The sequence below is a fragment of the Chryseobacterium sp. HNCC26DJ241 genome, assembly GCF_057180505.1.
In genome coordinates this window covers 204,695-222,350 of record NZ_JBXUGL010000001.1, presented here as the reverse complement: position 1 = coordinate 222,350, position 17,656 = coordinate 204,695, and the positions used below count along the sequence as shown (strand labels likewise).

The following is a 17,656-nucleotide window of genomic DNA, read 5'->3' as shown; positions in this document are numbered from 1 at the left end:
TTTTCACCTTTTTTAATTACGCATTTAGATTGTTCTCGAAATAATTCCTTATTTTGTACTTTGATTTTTTAATTTAAAATTCAGATGAAAATAAGGGAGGCAGTAAAAAAAATGGATGAAATTTTCAAGCTCAGCCAAGCGGAAGATTTTGATAATGTAGGCTTGTTATGTGGTAATCCGGAACGTGATATTTCAGGTATCCTGATTTGCCATGATGCTTTGGAAAATGTTGTAGAGGAAGCAATTACTAAAAATTTAAATCTTATTGTAGTTTTTCATCCTATTATTTTTTCCGGACTAAAATCCATAACAGGCAAAAATTATGTAGAAAGATCCGTTTTGAAAGCAATTGAAAATAAAATTGCCATTTATGCCATTCATACTGCTTTCGATAACGATGTTTTTGGAGTAAATCATGGAATTTGCAAAGCATTGAATTTAAACAATCAAAAAATATTAATGCCAAAATCTTCCAATTTAAAGCAGCTTTCTGTTTATGTACCACACGATTATTCCGAAACAGTGAAAGAAGCCCTATTTGAAGCAGGTGCAGGAAATATTGGGTTTTATGATGAATGCAGTTTTAGTGTTTCAGGAAATGGAACATTCCGTCCAATTGAAGGTTCCAAGCCATTTTCAGGAACGCAAAATATTCGTGAAAATGCTGATGAAATAATGATTTCTGTTATTTTTGAAAATTATAAGCAAAATCAGATTCTTTCAGCCATGAGATCTGCGCATCCTTATGAAGAAGTGGCTTATCAGATTTTTCGGTTGGAAAATGAAAATCAGTATTCAGGTTTGGGAATGTATGGTGATTTGGAAGATGAAATGGATGAGCATGATTTTTTACATTTTGTAAAAGAAAAATTTAATTTGAAAATTATTAGACATTCTTCTTTTAATGAAAAGAAAATCAAAAGAGTAGGAGTTTTGGGCGGAAGTGGAGCGAGTGGAATTCGGGCTGCAATTTCGGCAAAATGCGATGTCTATCTTACAGGAGATGTTAAATATCATGATTTTTTTCAGGCCGAAAACAAAATGCTGATTTGTGATATTGGTCATTTCGAATCAGAACAATTTGTAACTCAACAATTATTTGAAATATTATCGGAAAATTTTCCTAAATTTGCAATCTCAAAATCAAGTAAGAATACCAATCCTGTAAATTATTTTTTATAAATATGACTAAAAAAACAAACGAAATCTCTGTTGAAGAAAAACTAAGAGCACTTTATGATCTTCAGATTATTGATTCCAGATTGGACGAAATTCGTAATACAAGAGGAGAATTGCCTATAGAAGTAGAAGATCTTGAAGTAGAAATTGCTGGTCTTGAAAAAAGAGCAGAAAAATTTCAACAGGAAATCAAGGAACAGAATGATGAAATTAATACTAAAAATGAAGTAATCAATCATTCTAAATCTTTGATCGAAAAATATAAATCTCAACAAGACAACGTAAGAAATAATAAAGAATTTGAAACTCTTGGAAAAGAAATTGAATACCAAGAACTTGAAATTCAGTTGGCTGAAAAGAGAATTAAAGAATTCGGAGCAAAAATTTCTCATAAAAACGAAACACTTAATGATCTGAATACAAAAATTGAAGAGCTGAAGAATCATTTGAAATTCAAGAGAGAAGAGTTGGACGGTTTAGTAGCAGAAACTCAAAAAGAAGAAGAATATCTTTTGGAAAAATCTAAAGAATTCTCTGAAAAAATTGATGAGAGACTTTTGGGATCTTACACCAGAATCAGAACTAATTCTATAAATGGTCTTGCTGTTGTAGGTTTGGAAAGAGGTGCAGCAAAAGGATCTTTTTTCACTATTCCGCCACAAAAGCAAATGGAAATTGCTCAAAGAAAGAAAATTATCATTGATGAGCATTCCGGAAAAATCTTGGTAGATGAAGAATTGGTAAATGAAGAGAATGAAAGAATGAAAGAAGTGATTAAATTTTAATAAACACTTTTATGTGAAAATATAAAACCGCGAAATTTTTCGCGGTTTTTTTCATTACTAATCATTACTTATTTTCTAAGAATGTCCATACATTTTGTTGTACAGATCAATGTATTTGTCCTTAATAATTTTTCTTTTTAATTTAAGAGTTGGCGTAAGTTCGCCTCCTTCGATAGACCAAACATTCGGAGAAAGTTCAATTCTCTTGATTTGTTCCCAGTTTCCAAGCCCTTTATTTATTTCTTCGATTTCTTTTTCTATTCTGTCTTTCAATTCTTTGCTTTGAGACATTTCTGCTGGAGTACTGCCGATATTTATTTTATGAAGATCTGCCCAGTTTTTTGCAAAAGCATAATCTGGTTGTACAATTGCGCATGGCATTTTTTCGCCATCACCAACTACCATAATCTGTTCTATAAATTTTGAAGCCTTTGCTAAATTTTCAATAATTTGCGGAGCAACATATTTTCCACCGGAAGTTTTGAACATTTCTTTTTTACGATCTGTAATTTTCAAAAATCCTTCTTCATCAATATGCCCGATATCACCGGTTTTAAAATAGCCGTCACTTGTAAAAGCTTCTTTGGTCATTTCTTCATTTTTATAATAGCCTAAGAAAACATTTGGACCTTTTACCGTGATTTCTCCATCCTCCTGAATTTTTACTTTCACATTTTTTAAAGGAATTCCAACGGTTCCCACTTTCAGATGATTAAAAGAATTTACCGAAATTACAGGAGAAGTTTCAGTAAGACCATAACCTTCCAAAACTGGAATTCCTGCATTTTGAAAAATTCTGTTCAATCTTTCGGATAAAGCAGCAGAACCGGAAACCAGGGTTGTCAATTCGCCACCCAAACCTTCTCTCCATTTTGAGAAAACCAATTTATCTGCAATAATTTCTTTTAGACCACTTGGTTTGGAGATTTTCTTTTTAGACTCGTTTATTTTTAAAGCCCATAGAAAAATTTTAGCTTTCAAACCTCCGGATGAAACACCTTTATCATAAATTTTATCATATACTTTTTCCAAAAGTCTCGGAACCACAGTCATATAATGAGGTTTTACTTCTTTTATATTTTCACCCATTTTCTCTACACTTTCTGCAAAATAAATGGAAATACCTTTAGTCTGATAAAGATAAAAAAGCATTCTCTCAAAAATGTGACAAATAGGTAAAAAGCTTAATGCTTTTGCAGTTTTGAAATCGAAATCATTTTTTAGCGGAATTCTTTCATCGGAAGCCTTGATGTTGGAAACAATATTGTCATGGCTTAGCATTACACCTTTAGGTTTGCCTGTTGTTCCGGATGTATAGATAATCGTAGCAAGATCAGTGGGATTGATAGAAGCAGAGATATCTTCCACTTCAGTTTGTGAAGCGTCATCTTCTCCTGCATCCAGTATTTCTTTCCAATTTGGTACACCTTCGATGGAATCAAAAGAGAAAATACCTTTAAGACTTGGAATATTTTCTTTAATTTCAATTACTTTATCATAAAGTTCTCTGTCCGAAACAAAGCAAAATTTTACTTCTGCATTATTAAAAATAAATTCATAATCGGATGATGAGATAGTAGGATAGACAGGAACGGAAATAGCACCTATCTGTAAAATTCCAAGATCACATATAGCCCATTCGGTACGGGAGTTAGAGGTAATCAGCGCAATTTTGTCTCCAGGTTTTATACCAAGTTTCAGAAGTCCTCTCGAAAATTGGTTTCCTGAATAAATATATTCCTGAGAGGAAGTTTTCTTCCATTCTCCATGATATTTGGTGGCAAACATATCAGCTTTTGGGAAATTTTTTGCCGCAAAATGTGCTATATCAAATAGTCTTGTAAAAGTCATATTGTTCAAAAATCTTTAATTGTAAATATAATTTATTTTTTAAAATTACCCAAAAAAATATATTTTTAAGATTTTCCCAAAAATTGTATTTTTACGAACAACAACTTTAAGAATATTATGAATTTTAATCTATCAGAAGAGCAGTTGATGATTCAGCAAGCTGCAAGAGATTTTGCTCAAAATGAGCTTTTACCCGGAGTTATAGAAAGAGACAGAGATCAGAAATTTCCACATGAACAGGTAAAGAAAATGGCAGAATTGGGTTTTCTGGGAATGATGGTAGATCCCAAATATGGAGGAGCAGGTCTGGATGCAGTTTCATATGTAGTGGCGATGGAAGAAATAGCAAAAGTAGATGCTTCTGCTGCCGTTATCATGTCTGTTAATAATTCATTGGTTTGTGCCGGAATTGAAAAATATGCAAGTGAAGAACAAAAAATGAAATATCTTGTTCCTCTTGCAAGTGGGGAAGTAATTGGAGCTTTCGCGCTTTCTGAGCCTGAAGCTGGATCGGATGCTACTTCCCAAAAAACAACAGCTGAAGATAAAGGAGATCATTATCTCTTAAACGGTATCAAAAATTGGATTACCAATGGTGGTACTGCACAATATTATGTAGTAATTGCACAAACCGATCCGGAAAAAAAGCATAAAGGAATCAATGCATTTATAGTTGAAAAAGGTTGGGAAGGTTTTGAGATTGGCCTTAAGGAAGATAAATTAGGAATCAGAGGAAGCGATACTCATTCTTTGATTTTCAATAATGTGAAAGTTCCGAAAGAAAATAGAATTGGTGAAGACGGTTTTGGATTTAATTTTGCGATGGCGGTTCTAAATGGAGGAAGAATCGGAATTGCTTCACAAGCTTTGGGAATTGCAAGCGGAGCGTATGAATTGGCTCTAAAATATGCGAAAACCAGAAAAGCATTTGGTACGGAAATTATAAACCATCAAGCAATTGCTTTCAAACTTGCTGATATGCATGTGAATATTATGGCTGCAAGAATGTTAGTGTATAAAGCTGCTTCCGAAAAAGATGAAGGTAAAGATATTTCCGAAAGCGGAGCAATGGCAAAATTATATGCGTCTCAGGTTGCAATGGATACTACTGTGGAAGCGGTTCAGATTCATGGAGGTTATGGATATGTGAAGGAATATCATGTGGAACGTATGATGCGTGATGCAAAAATTACCCAAATTTATGAAGGAACTTCTGAAATTCAGAAAATTGTGATTTCAAGAGCGATTTCCAAAAAATAATTTCATAAGTTTGATTGAAAATTAAAAACACTTTGCCATGAAATATGTATGGATCGTTCTAGCGGCTATTTTTCTTTTTTTAGGAGGATATGTTTGGTATAAATATTTTTTTGTATTTGGTGAGGGTGTGAAATCCGGCTATCTGAATTATGCAGTTTACAAAGGAAATATTTTCAAAACGTATGAAGGGAAATTGATTCAGCAAGGTTTTGGAGGAAATCCGAAAACAGGAAATCTTACTAGCTATGAATTTGAATTTTCTATCGAAGACGAAACGATTTTCAAACAATTGGAAAATAACAGTGGGAAATATTTCGACCTACATTATAAAGAATATCACGGAATAATTCCTTGGCGTGGAAATACAAAATATGTAGTAGACAAAGTGGTTAATATGAAATAAAATATTGAGATTCAAAGTAAAATGTAAGAAAACTCTATGGAGTTTTATCTGTGTAGAAAACGTATTAGGAAGAAGCTCAGCGTTCCATAGGAACGCTAAATTTGGAACATCTGTTAGATTCCGATACCAATCTACGGATTTATGGATGTATTCTTATTTCTACACAAATTTTGCTCCTAAAGGAGCAAAATTCTTTTTACTTAAAAAAATCGTATTAAAAAAGCAAAAATGAAAACTAGATTATTAATTATTTCTGCTCTTATTTTTAATTTACTATGTTTTGCTCAGCAAGAACAGATGACGGGTTTTTTGGAAAACGCACTAAAAGCTGCTAATTCAGGTGATGAAAAACAATTGTTGTCCAACCTTAGCTATTTTTCAACAGCTATTGAAGATGAAAATATTACACCGGAAAAGCTTACTGAGAAAAATCTAAATCTTTATACAAGCGTATTGTATACAGCTGCTTGGAAAAAACTTAAAATACCAGAAAATATTATAAAAAAATCCTTTGTTTTTCTAAATTATAAAGTAAATGAAAAACCACATAATATGTTAGCCTTAGGATATTTATATTATATGGGAATTGGTGTTGAAAAAAATTATGAAAAAGCGAAATATTGGTTTAAAAAAGCAGCTGAAAAGGAAATAGTTGCTGCAATGACAAATCTAGGTTCACTTTATTACAATGACGAAGACTATTCAAATGCAAGATATTGGTACGAAATGGCCGCAATAAACGATGATTTTGATGCTATGGATATCGTTGGATGGCAATATTTCACCGGAAAAGGGGTGCCTCAGAATTACGAAAAAGCAAAATATTGGTACGAAAAATCTGCAAATAATGGCAAATCAAATTCAATGTATAATTTAGGGAATATGTATTTCACGGGGACAGGTACAATACAAGATTATGAAAAAGCGAAATACTGGTACGAAAAGGCAATAGATAAAAATAATGATAATGCAATGTTAAAACTGGGTCATATGTATTATTTTGGACATGGAGTTTCACAAGACTATGCAATGGCTAAATATTGGTACGAAAGAGCTACATATTATGACAATTCTGAAGCAATGTTCTCTTTGGGCACAATATTTTTTAATGGAAATGATGTTCCACAAGACTATGAACAGGCAAGAATTTGGTACGAGAAAGCTGCAAATAAAGGTAATTCAGATGCAATGATAAATTTGGGCTGGATATATTATAAAGGATTATTGGTAGAAGAAAATATAAGCAAAGCAAAATATTGGTACAAAAAAGCCTGTGAAAATAATAACAAGAAAGCCTGTGAAGATTATGAAATAATTAAGGACAAATAATAAAAAACCTTTCAGAATTTTCTGGAAGGTTTTTTATTTTTCTAGTTTTTAAATTTCTCTTTCCCGATCAGCAATTCAAAAAACAAGCGGAAATCTGAAATTAATGACCAAAGCGGATATTTGAAGGTAGCGGGTTTATTCTTTTCAATAAAAGCATGAGAAATCCATGCAAATCCATATCCGAGAATCGGTATATACCAAAGAAATCGTTCCTTCCCGGAATAAATGACATATCCTATCACGAAAAACACTAAAAACGTTCCAATAAAATGGAAGATCCGTGTTCCCGTTTTGCTGTGTTCCGTGAGATAAAAAGGATAGAATTCACGGAAAGATTTTATTTTGTCAGACATTGTTATTTTAAATTTCCAATAAATTTACGATTTTCTAAGTTTACTATTTCTATACCCATAAAAGAAATAAATCACCAATCCTATCGCAAACCAAAGCCCGAACCAAAACCAATTATTATGGCTCATTCCTGTTAAAAGGTATAAGCAAGAACTTAGACCGATTAGTGGAATTAAAGATAGATTTTTCCAGAAAGTTAAAATGCACAATATCAGGTTGATAATAATAAAAAAGAAGATTGAAATCCTGAATTCTCCTTCTTCAGGATCGCTCCAGTTCATTAAATTTTGAAAAAATTCAGGTTGCCAGAAATAAAAACCAACCAAACCACCGATAAATAAAACAGGAAAAATTAGTTTTCCATTTACATAAGGAAGATGAAATCTGCCTTTCAGTTTTTCTTTTGCAGGAAGCAATAAAACTCCACCACAAACGAGCACAAATGCGAAAATAGTTCCGATACTTGTAAAATCAAGAATAAAACTTTTATCCGTAAATAAAATAGGAACACCTACCACAATTCCGGTAACAATTGTAGCAAAAGAAGGCGTTTTATATTTAGGATGGATTTCCATGAATTTTTGAGGCATTAGTCCGTCTCTGCTCATCGCATACCAAATTCTCGGCTGTCCCATTTGGAAAACCAAAAGAACCGTAGTAATCGCTACAATTGCTACAAAAGAAACAATAAGTTCCATCCATGCAACATTCGCATTTCCTTTTTCAAAAATATAAGAAAGTGGATCTCCAACTCCGTCGAATTTTCGGTAATCTACCATTCCGGTAAGCACGAGTGTTAAAGCAATATAAATGACAGTACACAAAACCAGTGAAATAATCATTCCACGAGGAAGATTTTTTTGTGGATCTTTAGTTTCTTCTGAAAGTACGCTCAACGCATCAAAACCAATATAAGCAAAGAAAACTCCGGAAACGGCACTCATAACTCCTGCAAAACCATTCGGCATGAACGATTGTACTCCTGTTTCAGGATTTAAGGGTGTCCAATTATCAGTACTTACATACGCAACTCCAACTAAAATTACCAAAATAATTACAGCTAATTTCAAGATAACCAATGCATTATTGAAATTTTTACTTTCACGAACTCCAATATAACACAACCACGTTATCAATCCGTTAATCACCAATGCAGGAATATCTACAATAAATTTCAGGCTTCCAATTAAAGGAGCTGTATTCCATGCACTGATTAGTTCTTTATTTTCAGAATGGTTTAAAAATGCTTTTTTGGCTTCCGTATAGCTACACGTTAAATAATCGGGAATATGATAGCCTAAACGTCCCAGAAAACTCGTAAAATAATCCGACCATGAAAAAGCAACATAAATATTCCCGAAAGAATATTCCATAATAAGAGCCCAACCAATAATCCAAGCCATAATTTCCCCAAAACTTGCGTATGCATAAGTGTATGCAGAACCGGCAGTTGGAATTCGGCTTGCAAATTCTGCATAGCAAAGCGCCGTAAAAGCACACGCAAAACCACAGATCATATACAAAAGAATAACACCGGGACCACCCTTGAAAACCGCTTCTCCCAAACTACTGAAACTTCCTGCTCCAATAATAGCGGCAATTCCGAAAAATACAATGTCCCAAACACCAAGTACTCTCAAAAGTCCGGAAGGATGGTCGCTTTCACTATACAATTTACGCTTGAAAAGTTGATTCATGTAATGCTTAATTTTGAGTTTTCAACAAATGTAATAATTTCAGTGATATAATTTTTTATTCTTTAACATTTCAATACAATTAGTTTAGCAAAACAAACAAGTTTTATCCACAAATTCACATTATGTGGAAAAGTGTTGTTTATACAATATCTTTTCTATATTTTCGTTGCAGTATTGTGGATAACTTTTTCTTTTTTTGAAATAAAATTTATCCTGATTTAAAATGACTAACCGTTGTTATTTAAACATGACGTTAATGAATTCAAAAAAAATCTTACTGGCTACAGCTGTTTTTTATTTCGGACTTTCTGAAGCACAGCAGTCTCAATATTTCAGCGATCGTGATAATTACAAATTCAATCTCGCAGAAAATCTTTACCAAACAAAAGTGTACAACGCTTCTCAATATGAATATGCCCAACAGTATTTTTATAACGAAATGCTTTCAAAATCGAAGAAAGAAGCAACACAATTTTTTGATAACGTGGTTGGAGTGATTCTTCAGAAAAATCATGCGGAACAGGGTTTGGAAGCATTTATGAAAGAATATCCGAATTCTGCCTATTTCGCACAAGCGAATCTTCCTTTGGCAGATTATTATCTTACTCAGAAAGATTTTGAGAAAGCGCTGGAAACATTGCAAAAAGTAAATCAATACCAACTTTCTAAAGAAGAGAATACGCAATATATCCTTAAAATTGGATATGCGAAATTCATGACAGGAGATTCCAAAGGCGCAATTGAAGCGTTGGAAGAAGCATATAAAAATATAGATGAATCTGAAAAGGGAGATGTTGCGTATATGCTTGGACATTTGTATTACCAAGATGGGCAGAATGAAAAGGCTTTTCAATATTTTGATCAGATCAAAGAGAATGAAAAATATGCACAATTAGTGCGTCCGTATTATGTTCAACTATACTACAACCAGAAAGATTACGAAAAAGCAATTTCTGAAGGAAATCAACTTTTGAATTATGATATTTCACCTGATTATAAAGCTGAAGTTCATAAAATAATAGGAGAGAGCTATTTCCGACTTGGAGAATATGATGAAGCCTATCCGCATTTAAAAAATTATTTGGAAACCCAAAACAATCCTTCCGAAAGTGATCTTTACGAAATGGGTTTTGTTACGTCCAAATTAGGAAAATATGACGAAGCGGTATCATACTACAACCGTTTAATCAATAATAATTCTGAACTTTCGCAAAATGCTTATTATCAATTAGGTAACGCATATTTGCAGACCAAGAAAAAACAGGAAGCGCTTTCTGCTTTTCGTTCAGCTTATCAGATGAATTATGATAAAAAAGTTCAGCAATTGGCTCACGAACAGTATGCAAAACTGAGTTATGACATCGGAAATCCTTTTGAAGCTGCTCCTAAAGTAATTCAGGAATATATCAATACATATCCTTTAAGTCCGAAAACTTCAGAAATGAAATCGCTTTTGGTGAAATCCTATCTGTATTCCGGAAATTATAAAGAAACGCTTGCCGCAATTGATAAGCTCCCGAATTCTTCACCGGAAACCAATAAAATTGATCAGGAAGTTTCCTTTTTATTAGGAACGGAAGAATTCAACAAAGGAAATTATGACGAAGCAGAAAAATATTTGATGCGAAGTCTTGAATTAAATGAAAATAAAGAAATTACACCAAGAGCAATATATTGGCTTGCACAAACGTACTATCAGAAAGGAAACTATCCTTCTGCAATTGTTCGTTATGAAAAATTAGCAAATGAAGCATTCCCTGAAAAACAACAGTTGAATTACGATTTGGGATATGCATATTTCAAATCGAAAAAATTCGATCAGGCGAAAAATTATTTTAAAAAATATCTTGAAGATCCAAAACCGGAATTTAAAAACGATGCAGAACTTCGTTTAGCCGATACATATTATGCTAATAATGAACTGAATGAAGCAATTGCTATTTATGATAAAACCGATAATGCAGACGATTATACTTTGTTCCAAAAAGGAATGGCTTTAGGTTTTAAAGGCGATACAGAATCAAAAATTACAAACCTGAAATCCCTGCTTTCCAAATATCCGAATTCCGAATATACAGATGATGCGCAATACGAAATCGGGACAGCTTATGCAGCTCAGGATGATTATACTAATTCCAACGATTATTTTTCAAAAGTGATAAAATCCAGCTCTGATAAAGATTTGGTTGCCAATTCGCAGATTTATAGAGCGCAAAATTATATTGACCAAAATCAGGATGATAAAGCTCTTGCAGAATTGCGATCTCTCGGAAATCAGTACAAAAATACTGCGTATGCTTCAAAAATTGTTCAGGCTGCACGTCCTGCATTTATCAAGAAAAATGATGTTTCAGGTTACCAGAATTTTGCCAATAGTTTAGGGGTAAAAATAGACGCATCGGAAATTGACGAAATCAACCTTACAACCGCAAAAAATCTGTATGCGAAAAAAGAATATCAGAATGCAATTCCATATTATGAAAAATATCTTTCTCAAAATCCAACCGGAGATGGTTTCTATCAGGCTCAATATGAATTGGGAGAAAGTTATTATCAAACCAAAAATTCTGCAAAAGCACTCTTGATTTTAAAGGAAGTTGCCGATGTTCAAAATGATTATCAGGAAGATGCAGCAACCAGAGTAGCTCAAATTTATCTTAATCAAAATAATACTTCTGAAGCAAAACGGTATTTACAAAATCTTGCCAATTCTGCAAATGCCAATATTAAGAATTTCGCAAGTGTAGAGCTGATGAAAATTTTTGCTGACGAGAAAAATTTCAAAGAAGCGGAGAAATATGCAGATGCAGTTTTGTCCAATTCCAAAAATTCTGCAACTGTACTGGAAAGTGCTAAAGTAATAAAAGCCAGAAGTTTGATGAACAACGGAAAAGATAGAGATGCTCAAAATGCTTATGCTGCTCTTGAAAAATCTGCAAATACAGAAGTGGCTGCCGAAGCATTGTATGCAAAAGCTTTTTATCAAAATAAAGCAAAAGCATTCAAATCTTCTAATGAAACGATTTTCAAATTGGCAAACAATTATGCTTCGGAAGAATATTGGGGCGCAAAAGCTCTGGTAGTAATGGCTAAAAATTATTTGGGTTTGAAAGATAATTATCAGGCAAGTTATACTTGTGATCAAATTATTGTCAATTACGGTGATTTTCCTGAAATTGTAACGGAAGCAAAAGAAGTGAAGAAACAAATAAAATAAATGTAGGAACACGCCAAAAAGGCGTGTTCAGAATAAAGAAAATTCGTAGAACTACAATTAATTGATTATCAGAATTGTACAAAACAATATAGGAATTCAATTTTTTGATGTGTTCCAAAAAAAGCGAAATATGAAATATACCTTGTTTCAAGAAGAAACAGATAGATTAAGATTCAGAGAATTAGAGGAAAGTGATTTTGCCAATTGGAAAACGATATTTGATGACAGGCAAGTAGTGAAAATGTTCGGTATGGAAGAATATAAAACTTCTGAAGAATGTTGTGAAAAATGGTTTGAATGGACTTTTAACCGATATAAAAATAACTTAGGAGGCCATAATGTTTTAGTGGACAGAATCACTAATAAAATGGTTGGAAACGCTGGATTATTGATAAGAGAAATTGAAGGGAATTTTGAGATAGAAGTAGCATATTCTATTCTTCCAAATTTTAGAAAACAAGGATATGCAAAGGAAGTTGCCAGAAAATGTATAGATTTTGCCTTCGAAAACAATTTTCATCAACGGTTAATTTCTCTTATCCATGAAGAAAATACTAACAGTCAAAATGTAGTAGGGAAATTAGGAATGGATTATGAAAAAGACGTTATCTATAAAGGAAAAAAATTCAGATTATATCAAATTAATAAAGAAAATATTATAACTCAAAACAAAAATGAGCAATACATATAAAGCAATTTTTTTATTGTTTTTCGGATTTTCAACCGTAGCATTCTCCCAAATAAAAGAAGAAAAACTGGTTTTGAATCGTAAACGCGAGCCGGAAGTAAAAAAAATTGAGAAGAAAAAAACTTCTGTGGAAACCATTAAAAATTATCCGCCGAAAGAAAAGAAGACTCAGGATTCTATCAATTTGAAATATGATATTACCGATGTTCCGGCAGTTTCGGATTTTAAAACGTCTACCATTCAGGGATCGGATATTTCGCCAAAATTTGATAATGATTATCAGAACAATTATTTCCAGCTCGGAATGGGAAATTATGGAAAAATACTTGCCGATGGAAATATTTCCACTATGCTTGAAAACAAAATGGAATTGGGTGCCGATGTTCATTTTCTTTCTACCAATGGTTTGAAAAAAGATTACGATTGGAAATCCAAGCAAAGTTCTGCTGATATTGGAGTTTTTCTTAATAATTATGGGGAAAAAGGAAAGTTCAATCTTAATGCGGAATATTCTCTGAATGATTATAATTATTACGGAATCTATGCTTTTAAACCAGGTTCTGATATTGATATTCAGCAGAAAACCAATCAGATCAAAGTAAACGGATATTACGATTTTTATTCTAACAATATTTTGAATGATGTTACTGTAAAATCCTCGTTTTTAAGCGATACCTTTGATGCAAAAGAGAATAGTGTAGATTTGGGCGTGAATCTTTCTAAACACGCATTAGCTGTAACGGATCAGATTTCTTTTAATGGAGATTTAAGTTTGGGATTGAATACGCAAAGCACAGATTTCAGTATTTTGAATAAGAATACTTCCAGTTTTTTTAATGGAATTGCTTCTCCAAAACTTACCTTTTTTAAAGGAAATTCATACTTGATGATCGGTTCGGATTTTTCTTTTCTGAATTCAAAAAATAATAATTTGCTGCTTGCGGAACAGGAAAAAGTTTCCAAAATGTATTGGTTTCCAAGAGCAGAACTGCAATTTGCAGCAGCAGACGAATTTAAATTTTATGCCGGAGTTGATGGAGGTCTGAAACTGAATTCTTATGTAGAAATGCTTCAGGAAAATCCGTATCTGGTTTCTGATCAAACCATAAAACCAACCGAAACAAAATATCATTTTTATGTGGGACTTCGTGGAGATATTGACCAAAATTTGAAGTATGATTTTTCGGCGGGTTTTGCGAAAGCCAACAATATTCTTTTCTTCCGTGGAAATTCTTACTTTGATGAAAATGCTACGACAAATCGCTCTGCTTATGATTTTGCCAATACTTTTTCTGCAACGTATGATAATGGGACAATTAGCGAAGTGAAGGGTAGTGTTCAGTATTTTCCTTTGGAAAATTTGGTTTTAGACGGAGAGCTGAATTTCAAAAAATACGATCTTGACAATTACGAAAATATATACAACAAACCTCTATTAAAAGCAACTTTAGGCGCAAAATATTCGATGTTGGATAAAAAGCTGAATCTTGGTTTCAAAGGAATTTTTATGAGCGACAGAACTACCAATAGTTTTGATATTTCAAATAATGGAGTAAATCCTAATGTTTTAGTTTCTTCAGAAAAAACCAATGAAAAAGTAGGAGGATTTGCGGATCTAAACCTTTCTGCGGAGTATAAAGTTCACAAAAATTTCAGTATTTTTGCGCTCGGAAATAACCTTCTGAATACTAAGTATCAGACTTTCAATGGATACAAAGTTTTAGGAGCTCAGATTTTGGGAGGAGTAAAGATCACTTTTTAATCATTTTCCCAATTTCTAAATTCTAATTTCTTATTTAGAAATGGCCCTATAGTTTAATGGATAGAATTAAAGATTCCGGTTCTTTAGGTTGAGGTTCGATTCCTCATGGGGCTACAATTATATGTAAAGCATTTGTATTTTTTGCAAATGCTTTTTTTTGTGTGGAAAATTCTGGTAGAAATTATATAAACTCTTGGTTCAATTTCAAAAATTGATCGGGTAATTATGGCAGAAATATTGATTCCTCAAAAAAATAAATACCTGTCTATTATGGATATAATTGATTTGAGAATTAACAATTATGTGTTTTTTCGGGATGAAATAGTGAAGATTAAAGAAATTTTTTGTGATGCTGCCGGAAATTATCTGGTGAAACTTGATAACAATGCAAAAGTAAGTTTCCACACTATCAAGCCTATAAAAATTAGTGAGAAGTGGCTACAAAAATTAGGATTTCAAGAAACATATCGATCTAAAGAAAGGGTTCGGTTTGAAAGACCTGAAAAATTTTTGAAGTACGATTTTGATCTTTGTTTTCAGAAAATTCTAGAAGGATTAATGGTTTATGGCAATTATATTGATTGTCAATATGTGCATCAATTGCAGAATCTCTACCACTGTCTTACAGGAAAAGAGATGGCAAATCCTGATGATACAAAGGTCAATAAAATCATAGTATAGAATCTTCCAAAATTTTGGAAGATTCTTTTTATAAGATCATGGTCAGTTGGATTCTTTTTCTTTGCTCATCTATTTCCAGAACTTTTACCTGAACATGTTGGTGAAGTTTTACGACTTCATTTACATCCGAAACAAAACCGTCTTTCAGTTGGGAAATATGAACCAGTCCGCTTTCTTTAATTCCTAAATCTACAAAGCACCCAAAAGCTGTAATATTATTCACGATTCCGGGAAGAATCATTCCGGTTCTTAAGTCTTTTATAGATTTTACATTCGGGTCAAACTCAAAAATTTTGGCAGCTTTTCTAGGATCAAGTCCGGGTTTTTCAAGCTCTTTTAGAATATCTTTAATTCCTAAAATTCCGATTTCGGTTGTAATATATTTTTCTGGATTAATTGCTGAAATTTTCTCTTTATTTCCGATCAATTCTTCGGTTTTCAATCCGGAATCTTTTGCAATTTTTTCTACTAATTTGTACGCTTCCGGATGAACGGCAGAATTGTCCAAAGGATTTTTAGCATTTTTGATTCTCACGAATGCAGCTGCCTGTTGAAAGACTTTTTCACCCAATCTCGGCACTTTTTTCAGTTGGCTTCTTTCGGTGAATGCTCCGTTTTCACTTCTGTAATTCACAATATTTTCTGCCATTTTTTCACCAATTCCCGAAACGTAACTTAGTAAAGATTTACTTGCCGTATTCAAATTAATTCCTACGGAATTTACGCATCGTATCACTGTGGAATCCAATTGTTCCTTCAAAAGAGCTTGATCTACATCATGCTGATATTGTCCGACTCCGATTGATTTAGGATCAATTTTTACCAATTCTGCCAAAGGATCGGCTAATCTTCTTCCAATGGAAACCGCACCACGAACCGTAACATCATAACTCGGAAATTCGTCTCTTGCGATTTTGCTTGCAGAATATACGGAAGCACCGGCTTCAGAAACCACAAAAACCTGAATCGGTTTGTCGAAAGCAATTTTTTTGATAAAAAATTCAGTTTCCCGACTTGCCGTTCCGTTTCCGATGGAAATAGCTTCAATAGTATACGCATTCACCATAGAACGAATTTTTTTCATTGCCATTCCGCTCTCGTTTTGCGGAGCATGAGGATAAATGGTTTCGTTGTGCAGCAAATCTCCTTTTTCATCCAGACAGACGATTTTACAACCCGTTCTGTAACCGGGATCAATCGCCAAAATTCTTTTTTCGCCCAAAGGTGAAGCCAATAAAAGTTGCTGTAGATTTTCAGCGAAAACGTCAATTGCTTTGATGTCTGCTTTTTGTTTCGCTTCTTGCAAAATTTCATTGGAAATGGCAGGTTCTAATAATCTTTTGTAGCTTTCGGTAATGGCAATTTCAATTTGTTTTCCGGAAGCATTGCTGTTTTTTATAACCGCTTTTTCCATTATTTCCAATGCTTCTTCCTTATCTATATTTACAGAAATTTTTACAAAACCTTCGTTTTCCGCACGAAGCATTGCCAACAAACGGTGGGAAGGAATTCGATTCAAAGGTTCTTCCCATTCAAAATATTGGGAAAATTTCTGAGCTTCTTCTTCCTCTTTTTTTGTTTTTACTGCTTTAGAAGAAATAACCGCTTTCCGTTGGAATAATCGTCTCAGATTTTTTCGGATGTATAGATTTTCATTCAGCCATTCTGCAATAATATCTCTTGCTCCTTGCAGAGCTTCGTCTTCATCAGCAACCAGATCATTCACATATTTTGAAGCCAAATATTCCACATCGTCGGATTTTTGAGACATGATGATTTTAGCCAGAGGTTCTAATCCTTTTTCCCTTGCTGCATCGGCTTTGGTTTTCTTACGTTTTTTGTAGGGAAGGTAAAGATCTTCCAATTCCTGCAAATCAAAACTTTGCTCTATTTTTTGCTGAAGTTCTGCGGTTAAAGCATTTTGTTCTTCAATGGATTTTAGGATGCTTTCTTTTCTTTTAAGGATTTCCTCAAATTGTTTATTGAGTTTCGCAATTTGCTCAATTGCTACTTCGTCCAGATTTTCGGTTTTGTCTTTTCTATAACGTGCAATAAACGGAATAGTGCAGTCTTCGGATAATAGCTGAAGCGTGTTTTCTATGCTTTTGGAAGATATATTGAGCTGTTTTTGTATAAATTCTGAAGAAGTCATTTTTAGATTTTGAAAAAGCGAAAATAGTATTTTGAAATGAAAAAGGCGAGTTGCCCCGCCTTAAATGTTTTCACAACGGAATAATCCTTATTGTGAATTGCTTTAAAATTTCTAATTTCAAATATACACTTTTTTTATAATTAATTATTTACGGAAACCCATAAATAATTATAAATTAATTTCTTTAAATTCGTAAAACACCTTGAACATTGTTCAAGGTGTAGAAAATAAAGCAATCCACAACACTTATCAACTTATAGAAAATAAATGTTAGGAAAAAATAAGTATTTAACCTTGGGAG

At 33.1% G+C, this 17,656-nt stretch carries 13 protein-coding genes and 1 tRNA gene; 10 read left to right on the top strand and 4 right to left on the bottom strand.

Annotation, left to right across the window (positions count from 1 at the left end):
- Positions 1-84: 84 nt before the first annotated feature.
- Together AC2A1C_RS00995 and AC2A1C_RS00990 are read left to right on the top strand one after the other, a co-directional pair.
- Complete coding sequence (locus AC2A1C_RS00995; RefSeq protein WP_484022599.1) at positions 85-1,182, top strand: Nif3-like dinuclear metal center hexameric protein; 1,098 nt, start codon at positions 85-87, stop codon at positions 1,180-1,182.
- A gap of 2 nt (positions 1,183-1,184) precedes the next feature.
- Positions 1,185-1,964: a zinc ribbon domain-containing protein gene (locus tag AC2A1C_RS00990; protein ID WP_484022598.1), complete on the top strand. Its 780-nt coding sequence runs from the start codon at positions 1,185-1,187 to the stop codon at positions 1,962-1,964.
- A gap of 75 nt (positions 1,965-2,039) precedes the next feature.
- On the opposite strand, the gene AC2A1C_RS00985 is transcribed toward AC2A1C_RS00990, so the two are convergent.
- A complete protein-coding gene (locus AC2A1C_RS00985) occupies positions 2,040-3,815 on the bottom strand; it encodes an AMP-dependent synthetase/ligase (protein ID WP_484022596.1) in 1,776 nt (591 codons plus the stop codon).
- A 117-nt stretch (positions 3,816-3,932) separates the two neighbouring features.
- Between AC2A1C_RS00985 and AC2A1C_RS00980 the strand changes: the two genes are divergently transcribed.
- The 3 genes from AC2A1C_RS00980 to AC2A1C_RS00970 all read left to right on the top strand — a co-directional run bounded on the left by AC2A1C_RS00980 (position 3,933) and on the right by AC2A1C_RS00970 (position 6,807).
- Entirely contained in the window at positions 3,933-5,075 is a 1,143-nt protein-coding gene (locus AC2A1C_RS00980) for an acyl-CoA dehydrogenase (RefSeq protein ID WP_484022594.1), read from the top strand.
- A 37-nt stretch (positions 5,076-5,112) separates the two neighbouring features.
- Positions 5,113-5,478 carry a hypothetical protein gene (locus AC2A1C_RS00975; RefSeq protein ID WP_484022592.1) on the top strand — a complete coding sequence of 122 codons (366 nt, stop codon included), beginning with the start codon at positions 5,113-5,115 and terminating at the stop codon, positions 5,476-5,478.
- A 228-nt stretch (positions 5,479-5,706) separates the two neighbouring features.
- Positions 5,707-6,807 (top strand): tetratricopeptide repeat protein, encoded by a 1,101-nt coding sequence (locus AC2A1C_RS00970; RefSeq protein WP_484022590.1) that lies wholly within the window; start codon positions 5,707-5,709, stop codon positions 6,805-6,807.
- 41 nt (positions 6,808-6,848) lie between these two features.
- On the opposite strand, the gene AC2A1C_RS00965 is transcribed toward AC2A1C_RS00970, so the two are convergent.
- Both AC2A1C_RS00965 and AC2A1C_RS00960 read right to left on the bottom strand, forming a co-directional pair.
- Positions 6,849-7,160, bottom strand: a complete 312-nt coding sequence (locus tag AC2A1C_RS00965; protein ID WP_484022588.1) for an Mpo1-like protein — start codon at positions 7,158-7,160, stop codon at positions 6,849-6,851.
- A 24-nt stretch (positions 7,161-7,184) separates the two neighbouring features.
- Positions 7,185-8,855 carry an APC family permease gene (locus AC2A1C_RS00960; protein WP_484022586.1) on the bottom strand — a complete coding sequence of 557 codons (1,671 nt, stop codon included), beginning with the start codon at positions 8,853-8,855 and terminating at the stop codon, positions 7,185-7,187.
- A 256-nt stretch (positions 8,856-9,111) separates the two neighbouring features.
- Between AC2A1C_RS00960 and AC2A1C_RS00955 the strand changes: the two genes are divergently transcribed.
- From AC2A1C_RS00955 to AC2A1C_RS00935, 5 genes are all read left to right on the top strand, one after another.
- Positions 9,112-12,072: a tetratricopeptide repeat protein gene (locus AC2A1C_RS00955; protein ID WP_484022584.1), complete on the top strand. Its 2,961-nt coding sequence runs from the start codon at positions 9,112-9,114 to the stop codon at positions 12,070-12,072.
- A gap of 130 nt (positions 12,073-12,202) precedes the next feature.
- Positions 12,203-12,763, top strand: a complete 561-nt coding sequence (locus tag AC2A1C_RS00950; protein ID WP_484022582.1) for a GNAT family N-acetyltransferase — start codon at positions 12,203-12,205, stop codon at positions 12,761-12,763.
- The gene (locus AC2A1C_RS00945; RefSeq protein ID WP_484022580.1) at positions 12,747-14,522 is read left to right on the top strand and encodes a TonB-dependent receptor; all 1,776 of its coding nucleotides are present in this window, start codon (positions 12,747-12,749) and stop codon (positions 14,520-14,522) included. Before AC2A1C_RS00950 ends, AC2A1C_RS00945 begins: the two co-directional genes overlap by 17 nt.
- A 42-nt stretch (positions 14,523-14,564) precedes the next feature.
- A tRNA-Arg gene (locus tag AC2A1C_RS00940) sits at positions 14,565-14,636 on the top strand.
- Positions 14,637-14,747: 111 nt separating this feature from the next.
- Positions 14,748-15,203: a hypothetical protein gene (locus AC2A1C_RS00935; RefSeq protein WP_484022578.1), complete on the top strand. Its 456-nt coding sequence runs from the start codon at positions 14,748-14,750 to the stop codon at positions 15,201-15,203.
- A 28-nt stretch (positions 15,204-15,231) separates the two neighbouring features.
- On the opposite strand, the gene AC2A1C_RS00930 is transcribed toward AC2A1C_RS00935, so the two are convergent.
- Complete coding sequence (locus tag AC2A1C_RS00930; protein ID WP_484022576.1) at positions 15,232-17,355, bottom strand: Tex family protein; 2,124 nt, start codon at positions 17,353-17,355, stop codon at positions 15,232-15,234.
- Between the last annotated feature and the right edge of the window lie 301 nt (positions 17,356-17,656).

Excerpts from the sequence above, each read along its gene's own strand:
- AC2A1C_RS00995 (WP_484022599.1), top strand. The coding sequence starts at position 85 with ATGAAAATAAGGGAGGCAGTAAAAAAAATGGATGAAATTTTCAAGCTC.
- AC2A1C_RS00990 (WP_484022598.1), top strand. The coding sequence starts at position 1,185 with ATGACTAAAAAAACAAACGAAATCTCTGTTGAAGAAAAACTAAGAGCA.
- AC2A1C_RS00985 (WP_484022596.1), bottom strand. The coding sequence starts at position 3,815 with ATGACTTTTACAAGACTATTTGATATAGCACATTTTGCGGCAAAAAAT.
- AC2A1C_RS00980 (WP_484022594.1), top strand. The coding sequence starts at position 3,933 with ATGAATTTTAATCTATCAGAAGAGCAGTTGATGATTCAGCAAGCTGCA.
- AC2A1C_RS00975 (WP_484022592.1), top strand. The coding sequence starts at position 5,113 with ATGAAATATGTATGGATCGTTCTAGCGGCTATTTTTCTTTTTTTAGGA.
- AC2A1C_RS00970 (WP_484022590.1), top strand. The coding sequence starts at position 5,707 with ATGAAAACTAGATTATTAATTATTTCTGCTCTTATTTTTAATTTACTA.
- AC2A1C_RS00965 (WP_484022588.1), bottom strand. The coding sequence starts at position 7,160 with ATGTCTGACAAAATAAAATCTTTCCGTGAATTCTATCCTTTTTATCTC.
- AC2A1C_RS00960 (WP_484022586.1), bottom strand. The coding sequence starts at position 8,855 with ATGAATCAACTTTTCAAGCGTAAATTGTATAGTGAAAGCGACCATCCT.
- AC2A1C_RS00955 (WP_484022584.1), top strand. The coding sequence starts at position 9,112 with ATGAATTCAAAAAAAATCTTACTGGCTACAGCTGTTTTTTATTTCGGA.
- AC2A1C_RS00950 (WP_484022582.1), top strand. The coding sequence starts at position 12,203 with ATGAAATATACCTTGTTTCAAGAAGAAACAGATAGATTAAGATTCAGA.
- AC2A1C_RS00945 (WP_484022580.1), top strand. The coding sequence starts at position 12,747 with ATGAGCAATACATATAAAGCAATTTTTTTATTGTTTTTCGGATTTTCA.
- AC2A1C_RS00935 (WP_484022578.1), top strand. The coding sequence starts at position 14,748 with ATGGCAGAAATATTGATTCCTCAAAAAAATAAATACCTGTCTATTATG.
- AC2A1C_RS00930 (WP_484022576.1), bottom strand. The coding sequence starts at position 17,355 with ATGACTTCTTCAGAATTTATACAAAAACAGCTCAATATATCTTCCAAA.